General features: G+C 71.1%; 17 protein-coding genes and 3 pseudogenes. 7 read left to right on the forward strand and 13 right to left on the reverse strand.

Annotated features, from left to right (window positions below):
• Positions 1-58 precede the first annotated feature (58 nt).
• The 4 genes and pseudogenes from ABZX85_RS27885 to ABZX85_RS27900 form a co-directional block, all read right to left on the reverse strand.
• Positions 59-250 carry a CGNR zinc finger domain-containing protein gene (locus ABZX85_RS27885; RefSeq protein ID WP_355874166.1) on the reverse strand — a complete coding sequence of 64 codons (192 nt, stop codon included), beginning with the start codon at positions 248-250 and terminating at the stop codon, positions 59-61.
• Positions 232-399 (reverse strand): annotated as a pseudogene (locus ABZX85_RS27890) (NAD(P)H-binding protein); the annotation flags it as partial. The pseudogene ABZX85_RS27890 and the gene ABZX85_RS27885, both read right to left, overlap by 19 nt.
• A gap of 347 nt (positions 400-746) precedes the next feature.
• Positions 747-824, reverse strand: a pseudogene (locus tag ABZX85_RS27895) (Uma2 family endonuclease); the annotation flags it as partial.
• 57 nt (positions 825-881) lie between these two features.
• Positions 882-1,052, reverse strand: coding sequence for a hypothetical protein (locus ABZX85_RS27900; protein ID WP_355874007.1), 171 nt, complete (start codon positions 1,050-1,052; stop codon positions 882-884).
• A gap of 416 nt (positions 1,053-1,468) precedes the next feature.
• Here ABZX85_RS27900 and ABZX85_RS27905 point away from each other — a divergent pair, with 416 nt between their 5' ends.
• Positions 1,469-2,035: a Uma2 family endonuclease gene (locus tag ABZX85_RS27905; protein ID WP_355874010.1), complete on the forward strand. Its 567-nt coding sequence runs from the start codon at positions 1,469-1,471 to the stop codon at positions 2,033-2,035.
• Between the two features lie 17 nt (positions 2,036-2,052).
• On the opposite strand, the gene ABZX85_RS27910 is transcribed toward ABZX85_RS27905, so the two are convergent.
• Genes ABZX85_RS27910 through ABZX85_RS27920 form a run of 3 tightly spaced genes read right to left on the reverse strand, consistent with a single transcriptional unit; the run spans position 2,053 to position 4,275 of the window.
• The gene (locus tag ABZX85_RS27910; protein ID WP_355874013.1) at positions 2,053-3,021 is read right to left on the reverse strand and encodes an alpha/beta hydrolase; all 969 of its coding nucleotides are present in this window, start codon (positions 3,019-3,021) and stop codon (positions 2,053-2,055) included.
• A gap of 26 nt (positions 3,022-3,047) precedes the next feature.
• Complete coding sequence (locus ABZX85_RS27915) at positions 3,048-3,620, reverse strand: helix-turn-helix domain-containing protein (protein WP_355874016.1); 573 nt, start codon at positions 3,618-3,620, stop codon at positions 3,048-3,050.
• A 37-nt stretch (positions 3,621-3,657) separates the two neighbouring features.
• Entirely contained in the window at positions 3,658-4,275 is a 618-nt protein-coding gene (locus ABZX85_RS27920; protein ID WP_355874019.1) for a CGNR zinc finger domain-containing protein, read from the reverse strand.
• 104 nt (positions 4,276-4,379) lie between these two features.
• Here ABZX85_RS27920 and ABZX85_RS27925 point away from each other — a divergent pair, with 104 nt between their 5' ends.
• A complete protein-coding gene (locus tag ABZX85_RS27925) occupies positions 4,380-5,231 on the forward strand; it encodes an SDR family NAD(P)-dependent oxidoreductase (protein WP_355874021.1) in 852 nt (283 codons plus the stop codon).
• Positions 5,232-5,577: 346 nt separating this feature from the next.
• Here the strand turns inward: ABZX85_RS27925 and ABZX85_RS27930 are convergent, their stop codons facing one another.
• Together ABZX85_RS27930 and ABZX85_RS27935 are read right to left on the reverse strand one after the other, a co-directional pair.
• On the reverse strand, positions 5,578-6,348 hold the full coding sequence (locus ABZX85_RS27930) for a hypothetical protein (RefSeq protein WP_355874024.1): 771 nt from the start codon (positions 6,346-6,348) through the stop codon (positions 5,578-5,580).
• A gap of 110 nt (positions 6,349-6,458) precedes the next feature.
• A complete protein-coding gene (locus tag ABZX85_RS27935) occupies positions 6,459-7,589 on the reverse strand; it encodes a transposase (protein ID WP_355874169.1) in 1,131 nt (376 codons plus the stop codon).
• Between the two features lie 50 nt (positions 7,590-7,639).
• On the opposite strand from ABZX85_RS27935, the gene tnpA reads away from it, so the two are divergent.
• Both tnpA and ABZX85_RS27945 read left to right on the forward strand, forming a co-directional pair.
• On the forward strand, positions 7,640-8,068 hold the full coding sequence (gene tnpA, locus ABZX85_RS27940; protein WP_355874027.1) for an IS200/IS605 family transposase: 429 nt from the start codon (positions 7,640-7,642) through the stop codon (positions 8,066-8,068).
• A gap of 98 nt (positions 8,069-8,166) precedes the next feature.
• Positions 8,167-8,766: a lysylphosphatidylglycerol synthase domain-containing protein gene (locus ABZX85_RS27945; RefSeq protein WP_355874172.1), complete on the forward strand. Its 600-nt coding sequence runs from the start codon at positions 8,167-8,169 to the stop codon at positions 8,764-8,766.
• A 38-nt stretch (positions 8,767-8,804) separates the two neighbouring features.
• Here the strand turns inward: ABZX85_RS27945 and ABZX85_RS27950 are convergent, their stop codons facing one another.
• A complete protein-coding gene (locus ABZX85_RS27950; protein WP_355874029.1) occupies positions 8,805-9,293 on the reverse strand; it encodes a hypothetical protein in 489 nt (162 codons plus the stop codon).
• 81 nt (positions 9,294-9,374) lie between these two features.
• Between ABZX85_RS27950 and ABZX85_RS27955 the strand changes: the two genes are divergently transcribed.
• Positions 9,375-10,160 carry a hypothetical protein gene (locus ABZX85_RS27955; protein WP_355874032.1) on the forward strand — a complete coding sequence of 262 codons (786 nt, stop codon included), beginning with the start codon at positions 9,375-9,377 and terminating at the stop codon, positions 10,158-10,160.
• A gap of 16 nt (positions 10,161-10,176) precedes the next feature.
• Here the strand turns inward: ABZX85_RS27955 and ABZX85_RS27960 are convergent, their stop codons facing one another.
• The 3 genes and pseudogenes from ABZX85_RS27960 to ABZX85_RS27970 all read right to left on the reverse strand — a co-directional run.
• Positions 10,177-11,577: a HAMP domain-containing sensor histidine kinase gene (locus ABZX85_RS27960; protein ID WP_355874035.1), complete on the reverse strand. Its 1,401-nt coding sequence runs from the start codon at positions 11,575-11,577 to the stop codon at positions 10,177-10,179.
• A complete protein-coding gene (locus ABZX85_RS27965; RefSeq protein ID WP_355874038.1) occupies positions 11,574-12,236 on the reverse strand; it encodes a response regulator transcription factor in 663 nt (220 codons plus the stop codon). The genes ABZX85_RS27960 and ABZX85_RS27965 overlap by 4 nt, the downstream gene beginning before the upstream one ends.
• Positions 12,190-12,462: pseudogene (locus tag ABZX85_RS27970) on the reverse strand (phosphatase PAP2 family protein); the annotation flags it as partial. The pseudogene ABZX85_RS27970 and the gene ABZX85_RS27965, both read right to left, overlap by 47 nt.
• 8 nt (positions 12,463-12,470) lie before the next feature.
• Here ABZX85_RS27970 and ABZX85_RS27975 point away from each other — a divergent pair.
• Positions 12,471-12,692 carry a hypothetical protein gene (locus tag ABZX85_RS27975; protein WP_355874041.1) on the forward strand — a complete coding sequence of 74 codons (222 nt, stop codon included), beginning with the start codon at positions 12,471-12,473 and terminating at the stop codon, positions 12,690-12,692.
• A gap of 180 nt (positions 12,693-12,872) precedes the next feature.
• A complete protein-coding gene (locus tag ABZX85_RS27980) occupies positions 12,873-15,641 on the forward strand; it encodes a hypothetical protein (RefSeq protein ID WP_355874044.1) in 2,769 nt (922 codons plus the stop codon).
• Positions 15,642-15,665 lie beyond the last annotated feature (24 nt).

A 15,665-nucleotide genomic window follows, 5' to 3' on the forward strand; every position in this document is an offset into this window, starting at 1 on the left:
CAGGGCGCCGTCGCGGGCGGGGGAGGGGTGGTGCGATGGCGCGGGTGAGGGTTCGGACTCACGCCTCGGGCGTCGGCCCGGTCTCCTCGCGCTGCTGGCGCCGGTAGTTGCGCATCGATACCTGGGAGCCGCAGGCGGTGCTGCAATACAGTCCCGACCCGTTGCGGGTGCGGTCGAACCAGCTTGACGCCGCGGGCGGCAGCGGCGTCGGTCGCCACTGGCGGGGTCGAGGATGTCGAGGCTCTTCCAGGCGAGGTTCTCGCGGCCGTCGTCGATCCGTGAGGCGTCTCGGCTGAACGCCGTGACGTGGTGGCCCCGTTCGAGGGCTTCGGTGACGACGCGGCTGTCGGTGCCGCCCGTGGCCCCGATGACTCCGATGGGCATGACGGCCAACGCCATCTACGGCTACTGCGCCACCCGCGACGGCCTGGTCACTGCGCTGATCGGCGACGTCTGCACGGAGAGCTTCCGCCTCATCTACGGCGATCCCGTCCCCGGCTTCCGTCCCCCGAGGACGGCGCCGCCCCGGAAGCCGTCTGCCGTGTCTGCAACCGAGGGGCCCGCCGTACAGGGTGAACCCGTGTCAGTGGCCGTAGCGCGGCAGGACACCGGTGTCCACCGGGGACGGCAGGGGCGCGGGCAACTCGACCGTCTCCCCGTACACCCCGTGCACCAACCCGTGGTATTCGCCGTCCTTGGGCCTGCTGTGCAGCGTCCATCGCCCGGTACGGGGGGTCCAGAACCAGCAGCACGGCGACCCCGGCACGCGCGTACCAGCCGTTCTTGTCCGTGATGTCCTTCGCCTTCTCGGACTGAGAGATCACCTCGACCGCCAGAGCGACGTCAGCGGGGTCCGCGAGCCAGGCGTCGTCCTCGTCCCACTACACCGGGAGGACCGTCAGATCAGGCGTGGCGTAGTCGTCCGGGTCCTCCGGCATGGCTACCGAGGACATCGCGTACGGAGCGAGGCCGGCTGGCAGCCGCGATTCGATCTGCACTCGCAGCCGACGGACGGTGCCCGCGTGCTTGCCGCATGCGATGGGGGACGTCACGAGGCTGCCTCCGATGATCTCGGCCCGTAGGCTGGTAGACGCCTCGATTCGCTCTGCGGCGCCCCGAGGACTGCCGGGGTGTGGACGCGGCGTAGGGAGGTCCACGGTCACTCAACTCCTCTCCGGCCGCAGGCTGTTCACCAACCTATCGGGCCATGTCCTGGCAAGGCGGTGGTCGGCCGGGCGTCGATCAAGGCCGTGTGCACGCGGCGGTGTGACGCGTACGGGGCCCAAGGGCTTCTGCGCGGAGGGATCGGCTTCCGTGGCCGTCCCCGACAGCCCGCGAGAGCCGCTCCTGGGCGGTCGTGGAGGAAGAGCTATCGGCCGGGCGTCATCCGGACCTTGATGCGGAAGACGTGACAACTACGCTGAGCCCTGCGGGATCGCGCCCGCGTGGGGTGATCTGGAGGCGTGTCATGACTGCCGGGATGACAACCCCAGCGTGGATGCACGAGCAGATCGCGGCGGAACAGTACGACTCCTGGCCCGAGGAACGGTGTGCGGGGATCGAGATCGTGGACGGGATGGTCGTCGTGAATCCCCGTCCGTCCAAGCGCCACAATCGCCTGGCCCGCCTGCTGGCCAACGCCCTGGAGGCCGCAGGCGGACCGGACTGGAACGCTGATACGGACTTCGACGTCCGCCTTCAGGGCATCCCGCTCACCAACCGCCGCCCGGACGTGGTGGTGTACCGCGCGGACACGATCGACATCACCCCCACCCGCCCCGAGCACGTACTGCTGGTGGTGGAGGTGGTCTCACCCGGGTCGGAGACGACCGACCGGGTCGTGAAGGCGGACCAGTACGCCAAGGCGGCCATCGCCTTCTACTGGAGGGTCGAGCAGAGTGTGACCGGTGTCCCGCTCGTGTACACGTACGTGCTCGACCCCGCGACCAGGACCTACCGGGACGGCGACGTGTTCACCGGGGTCGTCAAGGCTGCGGTGCCCTTTGCCGTGGAGATCGACCTCGGCCGGGCTTGAGTTCAGACCCGCTGGGGTCAGGTGGTGTGCTGGGTGACGAAGGCGGCGATGGCGTCCTGCATCTGCTGGAGGCCGGGTTCTTCGAGGGGGTAGTGGCCGGCGTTGTCGAGGGTGACGGTGTCGACGGGGACTTTGGTGATGGGGGAGAGGACCGGGAGGCTGAGGTGGTGGGGGCTCCAGCGGTCTTCGGCGGGCTGGGTGAGGAGGACGGGGCAGGCGTCGAACGCGGTCGGCTCGACGGCGGGGGTGTAGTTCATGTAGCTGTCCAGGAAACGGACGCTGACCCGGTTCGCGGCTGATGTGCGGTCCGCCATGAAGACCCTCATGGCGCCCGGGTCGTTGGCGAGCGCAGACATCTTGCTGGCCAGTCTCATAGGATACCTCACCTTGGCGAGCGGGGTCTTCGCCAGCAGGCTCATGAGCGGGACTCCGGCGCGCGAGGTGAGCCGGTCGTGGGCGGTCTCGTCGCGGACCTGCTGGACGCGCTGGTCGAGGAAGGTCATGCCGACGATCCCGGCGAGAGTCCCGCGAGGGGCCTTGGTGGCGACGTGGTAGGTGAGCATGCCGCCGGCGCTCAGTCCGTAGAGGACGAGGGGACGGTCGTCACGCGACCGCTCGTGGGCGAGGAAGTCGACGACGAGGTCGACCCAGTCGTCGTAGGAGGGCGTCGTGCCCGGCTTGACCTGGGTGAGGCCGTACCCGAGGTTGTCCAGGGCGATGGTCTCGAAGCCGCGCTGGGCGAGCGGCGCGCCGAGAATGAGGGACATCTGACGGCCGTTGGTGCCGACGCCGTGGTGCAGGACGACCTTGGCCTTCGCGTCGGGGTTGCGGTAGCGGTCGAGGTGGACGCGGTGTCCGTGCCAGTCCCAGAACTCCTCCTCGGGCGCCGTGTCGTCGGTGAGGCGTAGCCGGGTGGGCAGGAACTGTTGGAGGTCGCGCCATGCCTGCTGGTCGCGGTATTGGAGGGGGGTGGAGGTGGTGTTCATGGCGGGAGCCTTCCTGCGGGGGCGGGTCAGGCGGGGAGGATCACGGGGCGGCTCAGCGCTCCGCTGGTGATCATGCGGACACCGGTTCTCAGGCCGAGGCGGGCCGCTTCGGTGTCGCGCAGGTCGTCCTCCAGGCCACGGGTGAAGGTGAGCAGGACGTCGGCGGCTTGGCGCGCTGCGTCCGGGGCGGCCTCGTCCAGGGCGGAGGCCAGCAGCCGCGCCAGGTGGTCGGTGTAGGCGGCGACCAGGTCGGGTGTGTGGGCCGAGGCCGCGGCGAGGAGTTCGTAGGCGTGCGCGGGGCTGTCGTCCCAGAGCCGGATCGCGACCTCCAGCTTCACCGTGAGCACGCCCAGCACCTTCGCCTCGGGCGAGCGTGCGGCGTCCGCCGCCTCCCCGGCCGCCGTGGCGGCCTGCTCCAGCCTCACCCGGACGACCTTGGCGAACGCCTCGTCCTTGGTGCCGGCGTACTTATAGACGGTCGGGCGCGAGAGCTGCGCCTCCTCGACGATGTCGGAGATCGTCGTGCGGCGGAAACCGTTGCGGCAGAAGCAGCGGTAGGCGCTGTCGAGCACGACCTGGGAAGACTGAACCTTCGGCATGGCTACAAATTTAACACTCAGATGTAAGAGTGTAAATTTATTGGCCGGTCTCCTCGCGTTGCCGGCGCCGGTAGTTGCGCATCGACACCTGCGACCCGCAGCCGGTGCTGCAATACAGCCCCGACCCGTTGCGGGTGCGGTCGAAGAAGCCGAAGTGGCACGGGGGGTTGCGGCAGGCTTTGATGCGCTCCCAGTCGCCGGTCTGGGCGAAGGTCGTCACGGCGGCCAGGACGGTCCCGAACACCCGCGCCACTCCCGCCTGCGGGGACGCCAGCTCGACGCCGCCGGCCGTGACGACCGTCGCGAGCGGGTAGAGGGCGCCGGCGCGGCGGAGGTGCTGCTCGGCCTGGCGGAGCGGCTCGCCCCGGCCCTCCTCGTCGTCGGAGTGGGCGAGCAGCAGGGTCACCAGGGCGTCGCGCAGCTCGCGCGCGGCGGCGGCGTCGGCGTCCGTGGCGACGGTCTTACCGCCGAACTCGCCCTCGCCGCCGAACTCCTCGTGCTCCGCGAGCCACGCCGCGAACGCCTCGCCGTCGCCGAACAGCTCCTGTCTGCCCCCTCCGTCCGCGCGCGTGTTCACGAACGCCAGCACGGTGCCCACCACCGGTGCGACCGCGCGAGGGCTGGGTTTCGCGGCTCCCGCCGTACCACTGCTCATCGGCCCACCCTACATCAGCGATGCGATTTGCTAAGTCATCTAGCAAGTAACGCTCGGCGGTGACTCGCTTGACGTGTTGCGAGCTAACCGCTTACGGTCGCAACATGAATGAAGCGACGAACCAGCAGACCACCACCCCCCGCACCTGGCTCATCACCGGCGCCACGTCCGGCATCGGCCGCGAGCTGACCCTCCAGGCCCTGGCGAACGGCGAAGCCGTCGCGGCGCTCGCCCGCGACACCGCCTCCCTCGACGAACTGACCGAGGCGTACGGCGACCGCCTGCTCGTCGTCCGGGCGGACGTACGGGACGAGCGGGCCGTCAAGGAGGCGGTGGAGCGCACGATCGTGCGGTTCGGCCGCATCGACGTGGTCGCCAACAACGCCGGTTACGGGCTCTTCGGCGCCGTCGAGGAAGCCTCCGACGCGCAGGCCCGCGCCGTGTTCGACACCAACGTCTTCGGCGTGCTGAACGTGCTCCGCGCGACGCTGCCCGTGCTCCGCGCCCAGCGGTCCGGGCACGTCCTCCAGGGCTCCTCGGTCTACGGGCAGTCCGCCCACCCCGGCGTCGGCCTGCTGGCCGCGACCAAGTACGCGGTCGAGGGGCTGTCGGACGCGCTGGCGGCCGAGGTCGCCCCGCTCGGCGTCAAGGTCACGATCGTCCAGCCCGGCCTGACCGCGACCTCCTTCCTGGACAACCTCGACGTCACGGCCGGCCTCGACGACTACGACCGCACCGTCCGCGAGGTCCAGAAGGGCATCGGGGAACTTCCCCCGTCCGCCTTCTCCGCCGCGTCCCGCATCGCCGAAGGCATCCGCGCCGCCGTCGACAGCCCCAACCCCCCGCTCCGCCTGGCCCTCGGCACGTCGAGCGCCACCGGTATGCGCGCCGCACTGGAGGCCCGCACCGCGGATCTGGACGGCTGGAGCGGGGTGACCGACGCCGTCGACAGGTGACCGGCCGTCCCGCCGGGAACCTCGGTTCCGGCAACCGGCGTTCCCGGCGACCCGACCCGACCCGACCCGACCCGACCCGACCCGACCCGACCCGACCCGACCCGACGCGGACGGACCACTCGCGCGAGGCCCAGGCCCGGGTGGTTCGTATGGGTTGGGATACGGACGGCCCGAATCCCGGTGCGACGAGGGCTTTCGCCGCCGCCGGCGCCCCCCGCCGCAGTCGCGGAAGAACCCGAGGGCGGCCCCGCCGGTCGCCCGGCCTGGCGATCGACAAGAACCCGAGGGCCTCCCACGGCTCCGCCGGTCGCCCGCCTGGCGGACGGCTCCCCGCCGACAGATCCGCTCACGCCCTCTTCGGCACAGCCAGATACCCGACGAACCCGACGATCGCCGCCGTCCACGCGAAGGTCACCGGCGAAAGGCCGAGCCCGAGGCCGCCGCGGGCCTGCCCGAGGGCCATCCAGTCGGCGAGGGAGGCGCCGAGGGGACGGGTGACGACGTACGCGGTCCAGAAGGCGGTCACCGCGTTGAGCGTGCCGAAGCGGTGGGCCAGGGCGGGGACGCAGATGCCGGCCGCGAAGAGGACGACAGAGCCCAGGTAACCGAGGCCGGCGGTGGCGGTGAGGTCACCGGCCGCGGTGCCGAGCGCGAACGTGGCGAGCACGGCCGCCCAGTAGAACGCCTCGCGGCGGCGCGTGCGGACGGTGTGGATCGACAGGGTCCCCTCACTCGCGTACCAGAGGACGAAGACCGCGGCCAGCACGGCGAGGAAGGCGGGCGTCGACTCGGCGTACGGCACGCCGAGGCCGACGTGCAGGACGTCGGCGGCCATGGTGCCGAAGACGCTGACCATGACGACGGCGGTCCAGTACGCCCAGGCCACGTACCGGCGGAGGGTGAACTGCACGGCCAGGGCGGCCACCAGCCCGAGGGCGCCGAGCCCGACCGCCGGCACCGGCCCGAGCACGCGGGCCAGCAGATCCGACGCCGTCTCTCCCGTGCCGGTCGTCAGCACCTTGACGATCCAGAAGCAGACGGTCACCTCCGGCACCTTGTTCGCCGCCCGGCGTACGGGGTCGAGGGGACGGTCGTCGAGGGCGTGCTCTGCGGTCATGATCCGTGCGGTGGCACTCCGCGCGTCAGCTTGACCCGGCCCTGAAGGGCTGGGCTTGGAGGTAGTGCCCAGCTGGCTGCTGGGGTGGACTCCTCCGTCCAGACACTCCGTTATGGGGTGGCAGGGACGCGTGACTCACGCCCCGCATTCCACACGCTCTCGCCACGGGTGGCGATGTTGTGGGAAGCATTCCGGTCTGCGTGGGCAACTACCCCGCACCCCCGGCAGATGAAAAGCCCCTGGTCGACGCGGTTGCGTTTATCGACGTGGCCGCACTCGGCGCACGTCTGCGACGTGTACGCGGGATCGACGAGGACCAGGGGAACACCGGCCCGCTTGGCCTTGTAGACGATGAAGTATCCCAGCTGGGCGAAAGCCCAGGAGTGGAGTGCGACCCGTTGGGGCTTGCGGAGCCGTACCCGGTTGCGGATGCCCCCCAGTTCTTCGAGGGACAGGCCGCGCCCGGTGCGTTCAGCCTCGGTCACGATCGTCTTGGAGATGATGTGGTTGGTGTTCGCGGCGTGGCGCGCTTCTTTGCGGGCACGTGCCTTCAGCCGCCGTTTGGCGCTCTTGGTCCGCTTCTTCTGGAGCTTGGCACGCAGGGCAAGCTGTCGTTTGCGGTACCGGTTGAGCCCTCGCCCGGCGGCGAGGTAGCCGGTGGAGGCGGTGGCGATGTTCTCGATGCCGAGGTCCACGCCGATGAATCCGTCCGGCTCGTACTGTTCGGCCTCGGGCACGTCACAGGTGGCGACGAGGTAGAACACTCCGCCGCGCTCGATCAGGTCGGATTCGCCCTGCCGGTGCGCCCGGAGCATCTTGAGCCCGTTGGCGGAGCACACGAACGGCACGTTCTTGACCCGGCCGTCCACGGTCCAGATGGACACGATCTGCTGGTCGTACTGCCAGCTCAGGCACCGGTCGTCATACGGCTGGGCGGCCTCAGGGCGAAAGGTGATCGGCTTGGACTCGGCCTTACGGCGACGCTCAGAGCCTTCCTTGCCGAGGTTCCCGGCCCGGATATTGGCCTTGAGTGTGGTGTACGAGTCGCGCACCTTCTTGATGACGTGTTGCGCGGCCTGCGCTCCCAGCCCCCGCGCTTTGAGTTCGGCGTAGGTGTGCTTACGCAGCTCGTACTCGCGCGGCACGCCGTGCTCCAACGCCACCTCCGACACCCAGTTCGCGGCGTCGTTGACCGTGCGCAGGGTGCGCTCAAGCACGGATGCCTGCACGGCATCCGGCATGAGTTTGACCTGCGTCACGATCTTCACGGACGTGATCGTAGCGTTGATCTGTGTCACCACGCTGGGAGCCGAATCCCGATATCCGCAGGGGCCGTAGCGTCGTCCGCACCCTCCACGCTCACTTGGTCTTCACCCCCAAGTACCGGCGCGGACCATTCACCGGCGAGATCCTTCGGCGCTGCGAAGAGGTCATGCGCGACGTATGCGCCGGCTTCGGCGCGGAGCTGCGGGAGTTCAACGGCGAACGCGATCACGTCCACCTGCTCGTGCACTACCCGCCCAAAGTCGCCGTCTCCCGACTCGTAGGCTCCCTCAAGAGTGTCTCCGCCCGGCGCCTGCGGCAGGAGTTCCCCGGCCGCATCCGCAAGTACCTGTGGGGTGAGCACTTCTGGTTGCCGTCCTACTTCGCCGCCTCGTGCGGGGGCGCCCCGCTCGCCGTCATCAAGGAGTACATCGAGAACCAGAAACGTCCCCGCTGAGGTCAACAGTGCAGAACCGTGCACCCGCACAGGTCAGAGCAGCGTTAAGAAGCGCTTCCTCCCGGACGTGAACGCCCGGGGTTCTGTGCTAGATCACGCTGAAGCGGTGCGGGCTCTCCACGAGACGTTCGGCGACGGCGCTGGCCGTGAAGGCGGCCGTCGGCGGCACCGTCCGCTGCCTGCTGGGCGTGGCCCTGCTGGTGGCCTCACCGGGAACGGTCCGGCTCTCGGCGCGGGTGCCGCACGTGATGCTCTTGGTGCCGGTGGCGGCGGCAGCCGTCGCGCTGACGGTCGTGGTGAGCGGCCGGCTCAGGAAGGCGGCTGTCTCGGCCCTGGCCGACGTGCGAGACGTGCACCGCTCCCGGGCGCGGGCCTGCGCGCTGTGGGGCGGCTCCGTCGCGTTCGCGCTGCTGCACGCCGGGGTGGTGGTCGCCGTCGTCCACGCGCTCGGCCTCGGCCTGTCCACGAGCCACGTGCTCATGGCCTACCTCGTCGCGAGCGGCGCGGCGGCGCTGCTGCCCACCCCCGGCGGCCTGGGATCACTGGACGCAGCCCTCGCCCTCGCGCTCACCGCCTCGGGGGCGCCGGGGCACACCGCCGTCTCCGCGGTCCTCGGCTACCGGCTCCTGACCGGCTGGCTGCCGATGCTCCCGGGGCTGCTGGTCCTGGGCCTGCTGGCCCGCCGCTCGGCGCTGTGAACCCCGAGGCAGGGCGTTCCGGCGGCATCAGCGACGGCTCACGACGGCACTGCCTCTTCCGCGCCGGGTGCAAGCAGGCGGCGTATGCGCGCGTACTCGGCGGCCATCTCCGGTGTCGCGAGGATGTCGTCGAGGTCGGCGGAGACCTGGAAGTCGATGTCCTCGACGGACCGGATGGCGAGTTCGTGGAGTTCGCCGCGCTGGTGCCGCTCCAGGTAGTTCTGCCAGTGCGTCAACGCGTTGACGGCGGTGAGGACTCCGAGGTCGAGATCGTCCTCGACCAGGATGCCGGCGGCGACCGTCGCGAGCGCGTCGTTCAGTTCGGCGGCGGTGATCGTCAGGACGTTCGCGCAGGCGGACGTCAGGGCGGCCAGGGCCGCTTCGGTGAGTTCGCCGTCGGCCGCGCCGTCGAGGAGTTCCGGCCGTACGAGGCGGGTGACCGTCTCCCGCGCGAAGGCACGAATGCCGCTCTCGGGGGCTTCGTCGATCAACCGGAGCAGGTCCGCTTCGAGTTCGGTGTAGTTCACGCCCGCAGCCTAGGCGTGCGCACGCCGGTGCCGTACGGCGGTCAGGATGCGTTCAGGTGTGCCGTGGCACGGTCGGGCCTCATGACATACGAGACCTCACAGACCCCGGCGGCCACCGCGGCCGACGGACAGGCGGCGGGCTGGAACAAGGTGCCCGAAGTCACCGTCTACTTCTGGGTCATCAAGGTGCTGTGCACGACGGTCGGCGAGACCGCCGCCGACCTGCTCGACGAGAAGGCCGGGCTCGGTCTGACCGGGGTGTCGGTGCTGATGAGTGCCCTGCTGGCCGTCGTCCTGGCCGTGCAGTTCCGCACCGCCGCCTACCGGGCGGGCGTGTACTGGCTCGCCGTCGCCCTGATCAGCGTCGTCGGCACGCTGGTCAGCGACAACCTCACCGACAACCTGGGCGTGCCGTTGGCGATCACCACCGCCGTCTTCACGGTCTGGTACCGGCGCGAGCGGACCCTGTCCATCCACCACGTCGACACCGTGAGCCGCGAGTCCTACTACTGGCTGGCGGTCCTGTTCACCTTCGCCCTCGGCACCGCCGCCGGCGACCTGGTCTCCGAGCGCCTGGACCTCGGCTACCCGCTCTCCGCCGTGCTGTTCGCCCTCGCCATCGCGGCGGTCACCCTCGCCCACCTCAAGCTCGGCCTCGACGCGGTGTGGAGCTTCTGGATCGCCTACGTCCTCACCCGTCCGCTGGGCGCGTCCGTCGGCGACTACCTCTCCCAGCCGACCGGTGACGGCGGCCTGGGCCTCGGGACCGTCGTCACCAGCGCGCTGTTCCTCACGGTCGTCCTCGGTCTCGTCGTGTACCTCTCGGTGACCCGCAAGGACGTGACGGAAGCCCAGCGCACGGCCTGAACGGGCGCGCGCCCGCTCACCCGGCCGGCAGGTCGATCACGAAGCGTGCTCCCGGGGTGTGCCCGGCGTCGTGGGAGACCTCTCCGCCGACGGCGCGGGCCAGGCGCCGGGCGAGCGGCAGGCCCAGGCCCGCGCCGTCGTGCCCGTCGGCCGGGTCGGCGCGGCGGCCGGGCTGGAACAGGTCGCCGAGGAACCCCTCCGGAACGCCGGGCCCGTCGTCCGTGACGGTGACCGTGACGTGGCCGCCGCCGGGCCGCCGCCGCGCGCTCACGGTCACCGTGGTGCGGGCGTGGCGGAGGGCGTTGGCCAGCAGCGGGCTGACGATGCGTTCGAGCAGGGCGGGAGCGACGCCCGCCGCCAGATCCGCGTCCGGCACGTCCACTGCGGTCGTCACCCGCTCACGTGGGACGGGGGTCTCGGCCAGCCGGCGCAGGACGGGAGCGACGGCGGTGGCGCCGACCGCCGCGCCGCTGCCGCGCGCCCGGTCCCGGGCGTCGTCCAGGAGCGTTTCGCAGATGACGCTCATGGACCGGGCGGCCTCCGCGATCACCTCGTGGGTGGCGCGGGTCTCGGCGGGGGAGCGGGGGCGGGTCCGCCACCAGTCGAGCTCGACGACGATCCGGGTGAGCGGGGTGCGCAGTTCGTGGGACAGCTCGCCGGTCAGCTGCCGCTCGTGGCGCAGCACCGTGCGGATACGGTCCAGCAGCGCGTCCAACGAGGTGCCCAGGCGGGCGAGTTCGGCCGGCTGGCCGGCGGTGCCGAAACGCTGGCCGGAGCCGACGGCGCTCCACCGGGTGGCCTGGTCGGTCATGGCGCGCACGGGACGCAGCGCCCGCCCGACGGCCAGCCGCGTCAGCACGTACGTGCAGGCGAGCATGACGGCGTCCAGGACGAGCGAGCCCAGCAGCAGGGTGTCCGCGGAGTTGCGGTAGGGCGCGAGGTCGACGGCCGTGACGACGGTGGCGGTGCCGGGCCGGCGGGACACGGGCCGCGAACACAGGCGGACGAAGCGGGGGTTCGTCGTCCGTACGGTCGTGCAGGCCGCCCCGCCCCGGGCGGCGAGCCGGTCGGCGGCGCGGGTCAGGGCGCTGTCGTCGGTGGTGGACGGGGGCTTCTCCAGCAGCCGTGGACCGGCGTAGATCCACACGTTCGCGTCGAGCAGGCTGTCGTTGACCGTTTCCAGGACCCGTACCTCGGGGCCGCTGGTGTCGACGGTGGTGGCGACGGCGGCGGCGCGGTTGCGCAGTTCGTCGTCCGCCTGGTGCTGGAGGCGGTGGTCCGTGACGGTGTTGAAGGCGACGGTCAGCGCGGTCATCAGGAGCGCGGCGGTCGACAGCGCCACGAGCGAGAGCCGGCCGCGCAGCGTGCGGGGCGCCGGCAGGCGTGGGAGGCGCAGGGGGTGCATGGGGTGCTTCATGCCAGCCGGTGTCCGACACCGCGCGCGGTCGTCAGGGTCAGACCGCTGCCGACCTCGCGCAGTTTGCGGCGCAGCCGGGTCAGGTACTGGTCGAGCGTGTTCTCGCTGACCTGCGCGCCGTCCGGCCAGGCGGCCCTGGCCAGCTCGCGGCGGGAGACGAGGGTGCCGCCCGCCGCCGCGAGCGCGGCCAGCAGACGGAACTCCGTGGGGGAGAGATCGACGTGGACGTCGCCGACGCGCGCGGTGTGCCGGGTCGGGTCCAGCACCAGATCACCGGCCGTGGCCGGGGCCGTGGCCCCGGCACGCCTGAGCGCGACCCGCAGCCGGGCGACGAGCTCGGCGAGATGGAACGGCTTGGGCAGGTAGTCGTCCCCGCCGGCGGAGAACCCGGACAGGCGGTCGGTGATGTCATGGCGTGCCGTCAGGAAGACGATCGGAGCGGTGAAGCCGCCCGCGCGCAGCGCCTGGCAGACGTCCCGGCCGTCCGCGTCCGGCAGCCCGACGTCCAGGACGACCGCGGCGACGTCGCCGGTGGCCAGCCGCAGCGCGGTCGCGCCGTCCGCGGCGAGCACCGGGGCGAAGTCCTCGTCCGCCAGTCCACGCCGCAGCACGTCACGCAGGGCGTGATCGTCCTCGACGACCAGGATCTTGTGGCGCATGGTCCTCCGCCTGGTTTTCGGGTGTGCCGGACAGGTCCGGGACGAACGGGGCGGGCAGCCACCGGGCCGCCGCGTACAGGCACCCGCCGAGCCACCCGGTCGCGAACAGCCAGCCCCCGATGACGTCGCTGAACCAGTGCACGCCGAGATGGACCCGGGACAGCCCCACCAGCACACCCCAGCACCCGACGGCGATCCGCAGCGAGGTGGCGCCGCGCGGAGTACGACAAGGGCATGCTCGTCCGCCACCCCGAGGGCCGCGGCTACGCCTACGAACCCGCACGCGACGAGGCGTCCCACACCGCCGACCGCATGCGGTCCCTGCTGGAGGCCAGCCCCGACCGCCGTGCCGTACTGGCCCGCTTCGTCTCCGAACTGTCCACGCAGGACGAGCGGATGCTGCATCTGCTGCTGTCCGGCGAGGACCCGCGTCCCGAGGACGAGAACTCCGGGTAGCGGCGGATACCTGTTCGGTCGTGCGCGAAGCCCCGTCGACGGTCTCGAACGGGAGGCCAAGTGAGCACAAAGGTTCAGGCGAGATCCGTAGCGGAATTCTCGACCCGCTTAGCCTTCCTTCTCATGTACGGCCGATTTGTGGAGTAATCGGCCGCGACGGACGAGCGGGGAGAAAACGTCATGACACTCGTCGTCACCTTCACGGGCCGAGTCCCTCTCACCACACCCGGGTCCGGGTCCTGGCTGTACGTCTGGTCGTACACGATCCAACCGACCTCTCCCGCCGAACTGCTGCCGGGGCAGCGGGTCGCACTGGCGTTGCCCGTGGACGCGGATGTCCGTGACCCCGCGCTGTTCCCCGGAGTGCCGGCGCTGACCGGTACCTTCCTGGAAGGCGACGACGGGATCAGCCGCCAGTACGTGGGGCGCGCGGTGAGCGGCACGGGCGCCCAGACCGTCTCCTTCGTCGCCCCGCAGGCCCAGCGGAACCGCGAACTGATGCTCGTCACGCAGTCCCAGGCGGGCCGGCCCTGGTCGGTGAAACCCTTCGCGACCAGTGCTTCTGGGCCGAGCGACAACGTTGGCACACTCCCGGCCCCCGCCCCGGCGCCCGGCCCCGGTCCGGGCCGCCCGGTCGGCGACTTCGCGGGCACGGTCCCGTACGCGAGCGAACTGTTCGGCGTCTACCAGCCGCTGCCGGGCTGGCTCGGCCACGCCTCCACCGCGCGGGCCGCCGAAGCGCTCGGCGCACCGCTGCCGAAGAGGGCACCGGCCGGGGACGGCCCGGGGCGGCTCACGCTCGGCGAAGGACCCCTGGCGCCGCTGGCCCCGCTGGCGGTGTGGGGCAACCGGCCGCCGACGGACGGCATCCTGTCGCCGGTCGGCCTCGTCAACCTCTTCCGCGAGTACTTCTTCGAGTTCGACACCTTCCTCGGCGCCCCGGTCGGCCACCTGTGGCTCAGTCCGGGCGGCACCGTCGAGGTCGTGGAGACCTCCACCCGGCGCACCCTCGTCGAGCGGACCGCCGAGCAGTCCGAGACGTCCACCCAGAAGACCGAGGAGGCGCTGACCGACCAGACCGACCTCGCCGACGCGGTCAAGGAGTCCAACGCCAACGAGACCTCCCTGGGCGTCACCTCGAACGCGAGCGCCAACTACGTCGGCATCGTGCACGCCGACGTCAGCGCCAGCTACAGCACCAAGAACACCACGAACACGTCATCCGAGGTCAGCCACAAGCACTCCCGGACCCAGAGCTCCAAGGCCAGCAGCGAGATCACCCGGAACTTCAAGACCACCTTCAAGACGGTCACCGAGACCACCGACACATCGAGCCGCCGGTACGTCGTCCAGAACACCACCGACAAACTCGTCAACTACGAACTGCGCCGCAAGATGCGCAAGGTCGGGGTCCAGCTCCAGCACATCGGCACCCAGCTGAGCTGGCAGGTGTTCGTCGGCGACCCGGGCCGCGCACTGGGCCTCGGCGAACTCGTGCACGTGGTGCCCGCCCCGGACCTGACCTCCCTCAAGCAGCCGGTCAAACCCCCGCCCCTCGCCCAGGCACGCGTCACGTACTCGGACAACTACCCGATCCAGCGGACCACGGACAGCAAGAACGCCCCGCACCAGGACGCCGACTGGTACAAGCAGGACGGCTGGGACCGGCTGTGGCGGGGCGAGGAGGACGAGTACGTCGTCGCCCACTTCGAGTACTCCGCGCCGCCGCCCGGACCGGGCTGGAAACTCAGCACGGCGGCCGGCAACGAGATCCGCAAGGTCTCCGCGACGACCAGCGGCGGCCAGGTCGCCAAGTTCCTGGCCGGCTACGAGGTCCTGGACGCCACCTCCGGCCGGTTCCGGATCAACTGCACCAACGTGCACTTCGGGGGCGGCCCGTACATCGCGTTCACCGTCGCGCTCGTCTGGGAGCCGCCGCCCCCGGAGCAGGACCCCGCACTCCAGCAGTACCTCGCCGAACTCGCCGTGTACGAGCGCGAGGTGGCCAAGGTGCAGCGCGCGGCGTACGCGCAGGCGGTGCACGACCGGCTCGACCTGATCACCAAGGTCAGGCAGCGGGACCCCGAGGACCTCCGCAAAGAGGAGCGGCACAGCGTCTTCACCGATCTGATCGGCCAACTCGACCTGTTCCAGGGCCAGGACGAGAAGCGGCACCTGTCGGCGGAACTGATCCGCGGGATGTTCGACGTCGACCAGATGCTGTACTTCGTCGAGCCGGACTACTGGCGCCCGGCGCCCACCACGGACCCGCCCGGCACCCCCGCCGCATGGCCGACGGCCGACTCCGCGGGCCGTTACCCGGTGCCGCCGCACGACTGGGAGGCCACCGCCGCCGATCCCGTCGGCGGCGCCACGGTCACCAGCCGCTTCAGCCACACCGGCGCGGTCAACCCGCCGCACGCCACCACCTCGACGCCCCCGGACGAGCTGGAGTACCGGGTCGACTACCTCATCACCGAGAACACCCCGCCCGCCCCCACCGGCAGCTCCCTGGGCTGGCTGATCCAGGCCGACGGAGACGAGCGGCGCAACGAGTTCCTCAACGCCTCCTGGGTCAAGGCCGTACTGCCGGTCCGCCCCGGCCACGAACTCGACGCCCTGGGCTGGCTGTCCAGTGCCCACGTCGAAGGCGACGCCGCCCTCGACAAGGACTACGCCTGGCAGACCGGCGACCCGGCCGACTGGCAGGGCAAGTCGATCGGCTGGGTCCTCCAGGCGCTCGCCGCCGAACTCCAGGCCCGCAACACCGACATCACCCGTACCCTCGCCGCCGAGAGGGTCTTCGAGACCGGCTTCGACCCCCTGGACGGCGGCTTCCGTCCCGCCGACCCCTACCAGATCTTCGACCAGTGGACCGAAGTCCTCCCCACCGACCAGGTGGTGGCCGTCGAGGTCACCTACGACCCCAGGACGGGACGGCAGTTGTGACGGCGGCGGCGTGCGCGCGGGCCC

The organism is Streptomyces sp. NPDC004539, from assembly GCF_040610055.1.
Lineage (GTDB): Bacteria > Actinomycetota > Actinomycetes > Streptomycetales > Streptomycetaceae > Streptomyces.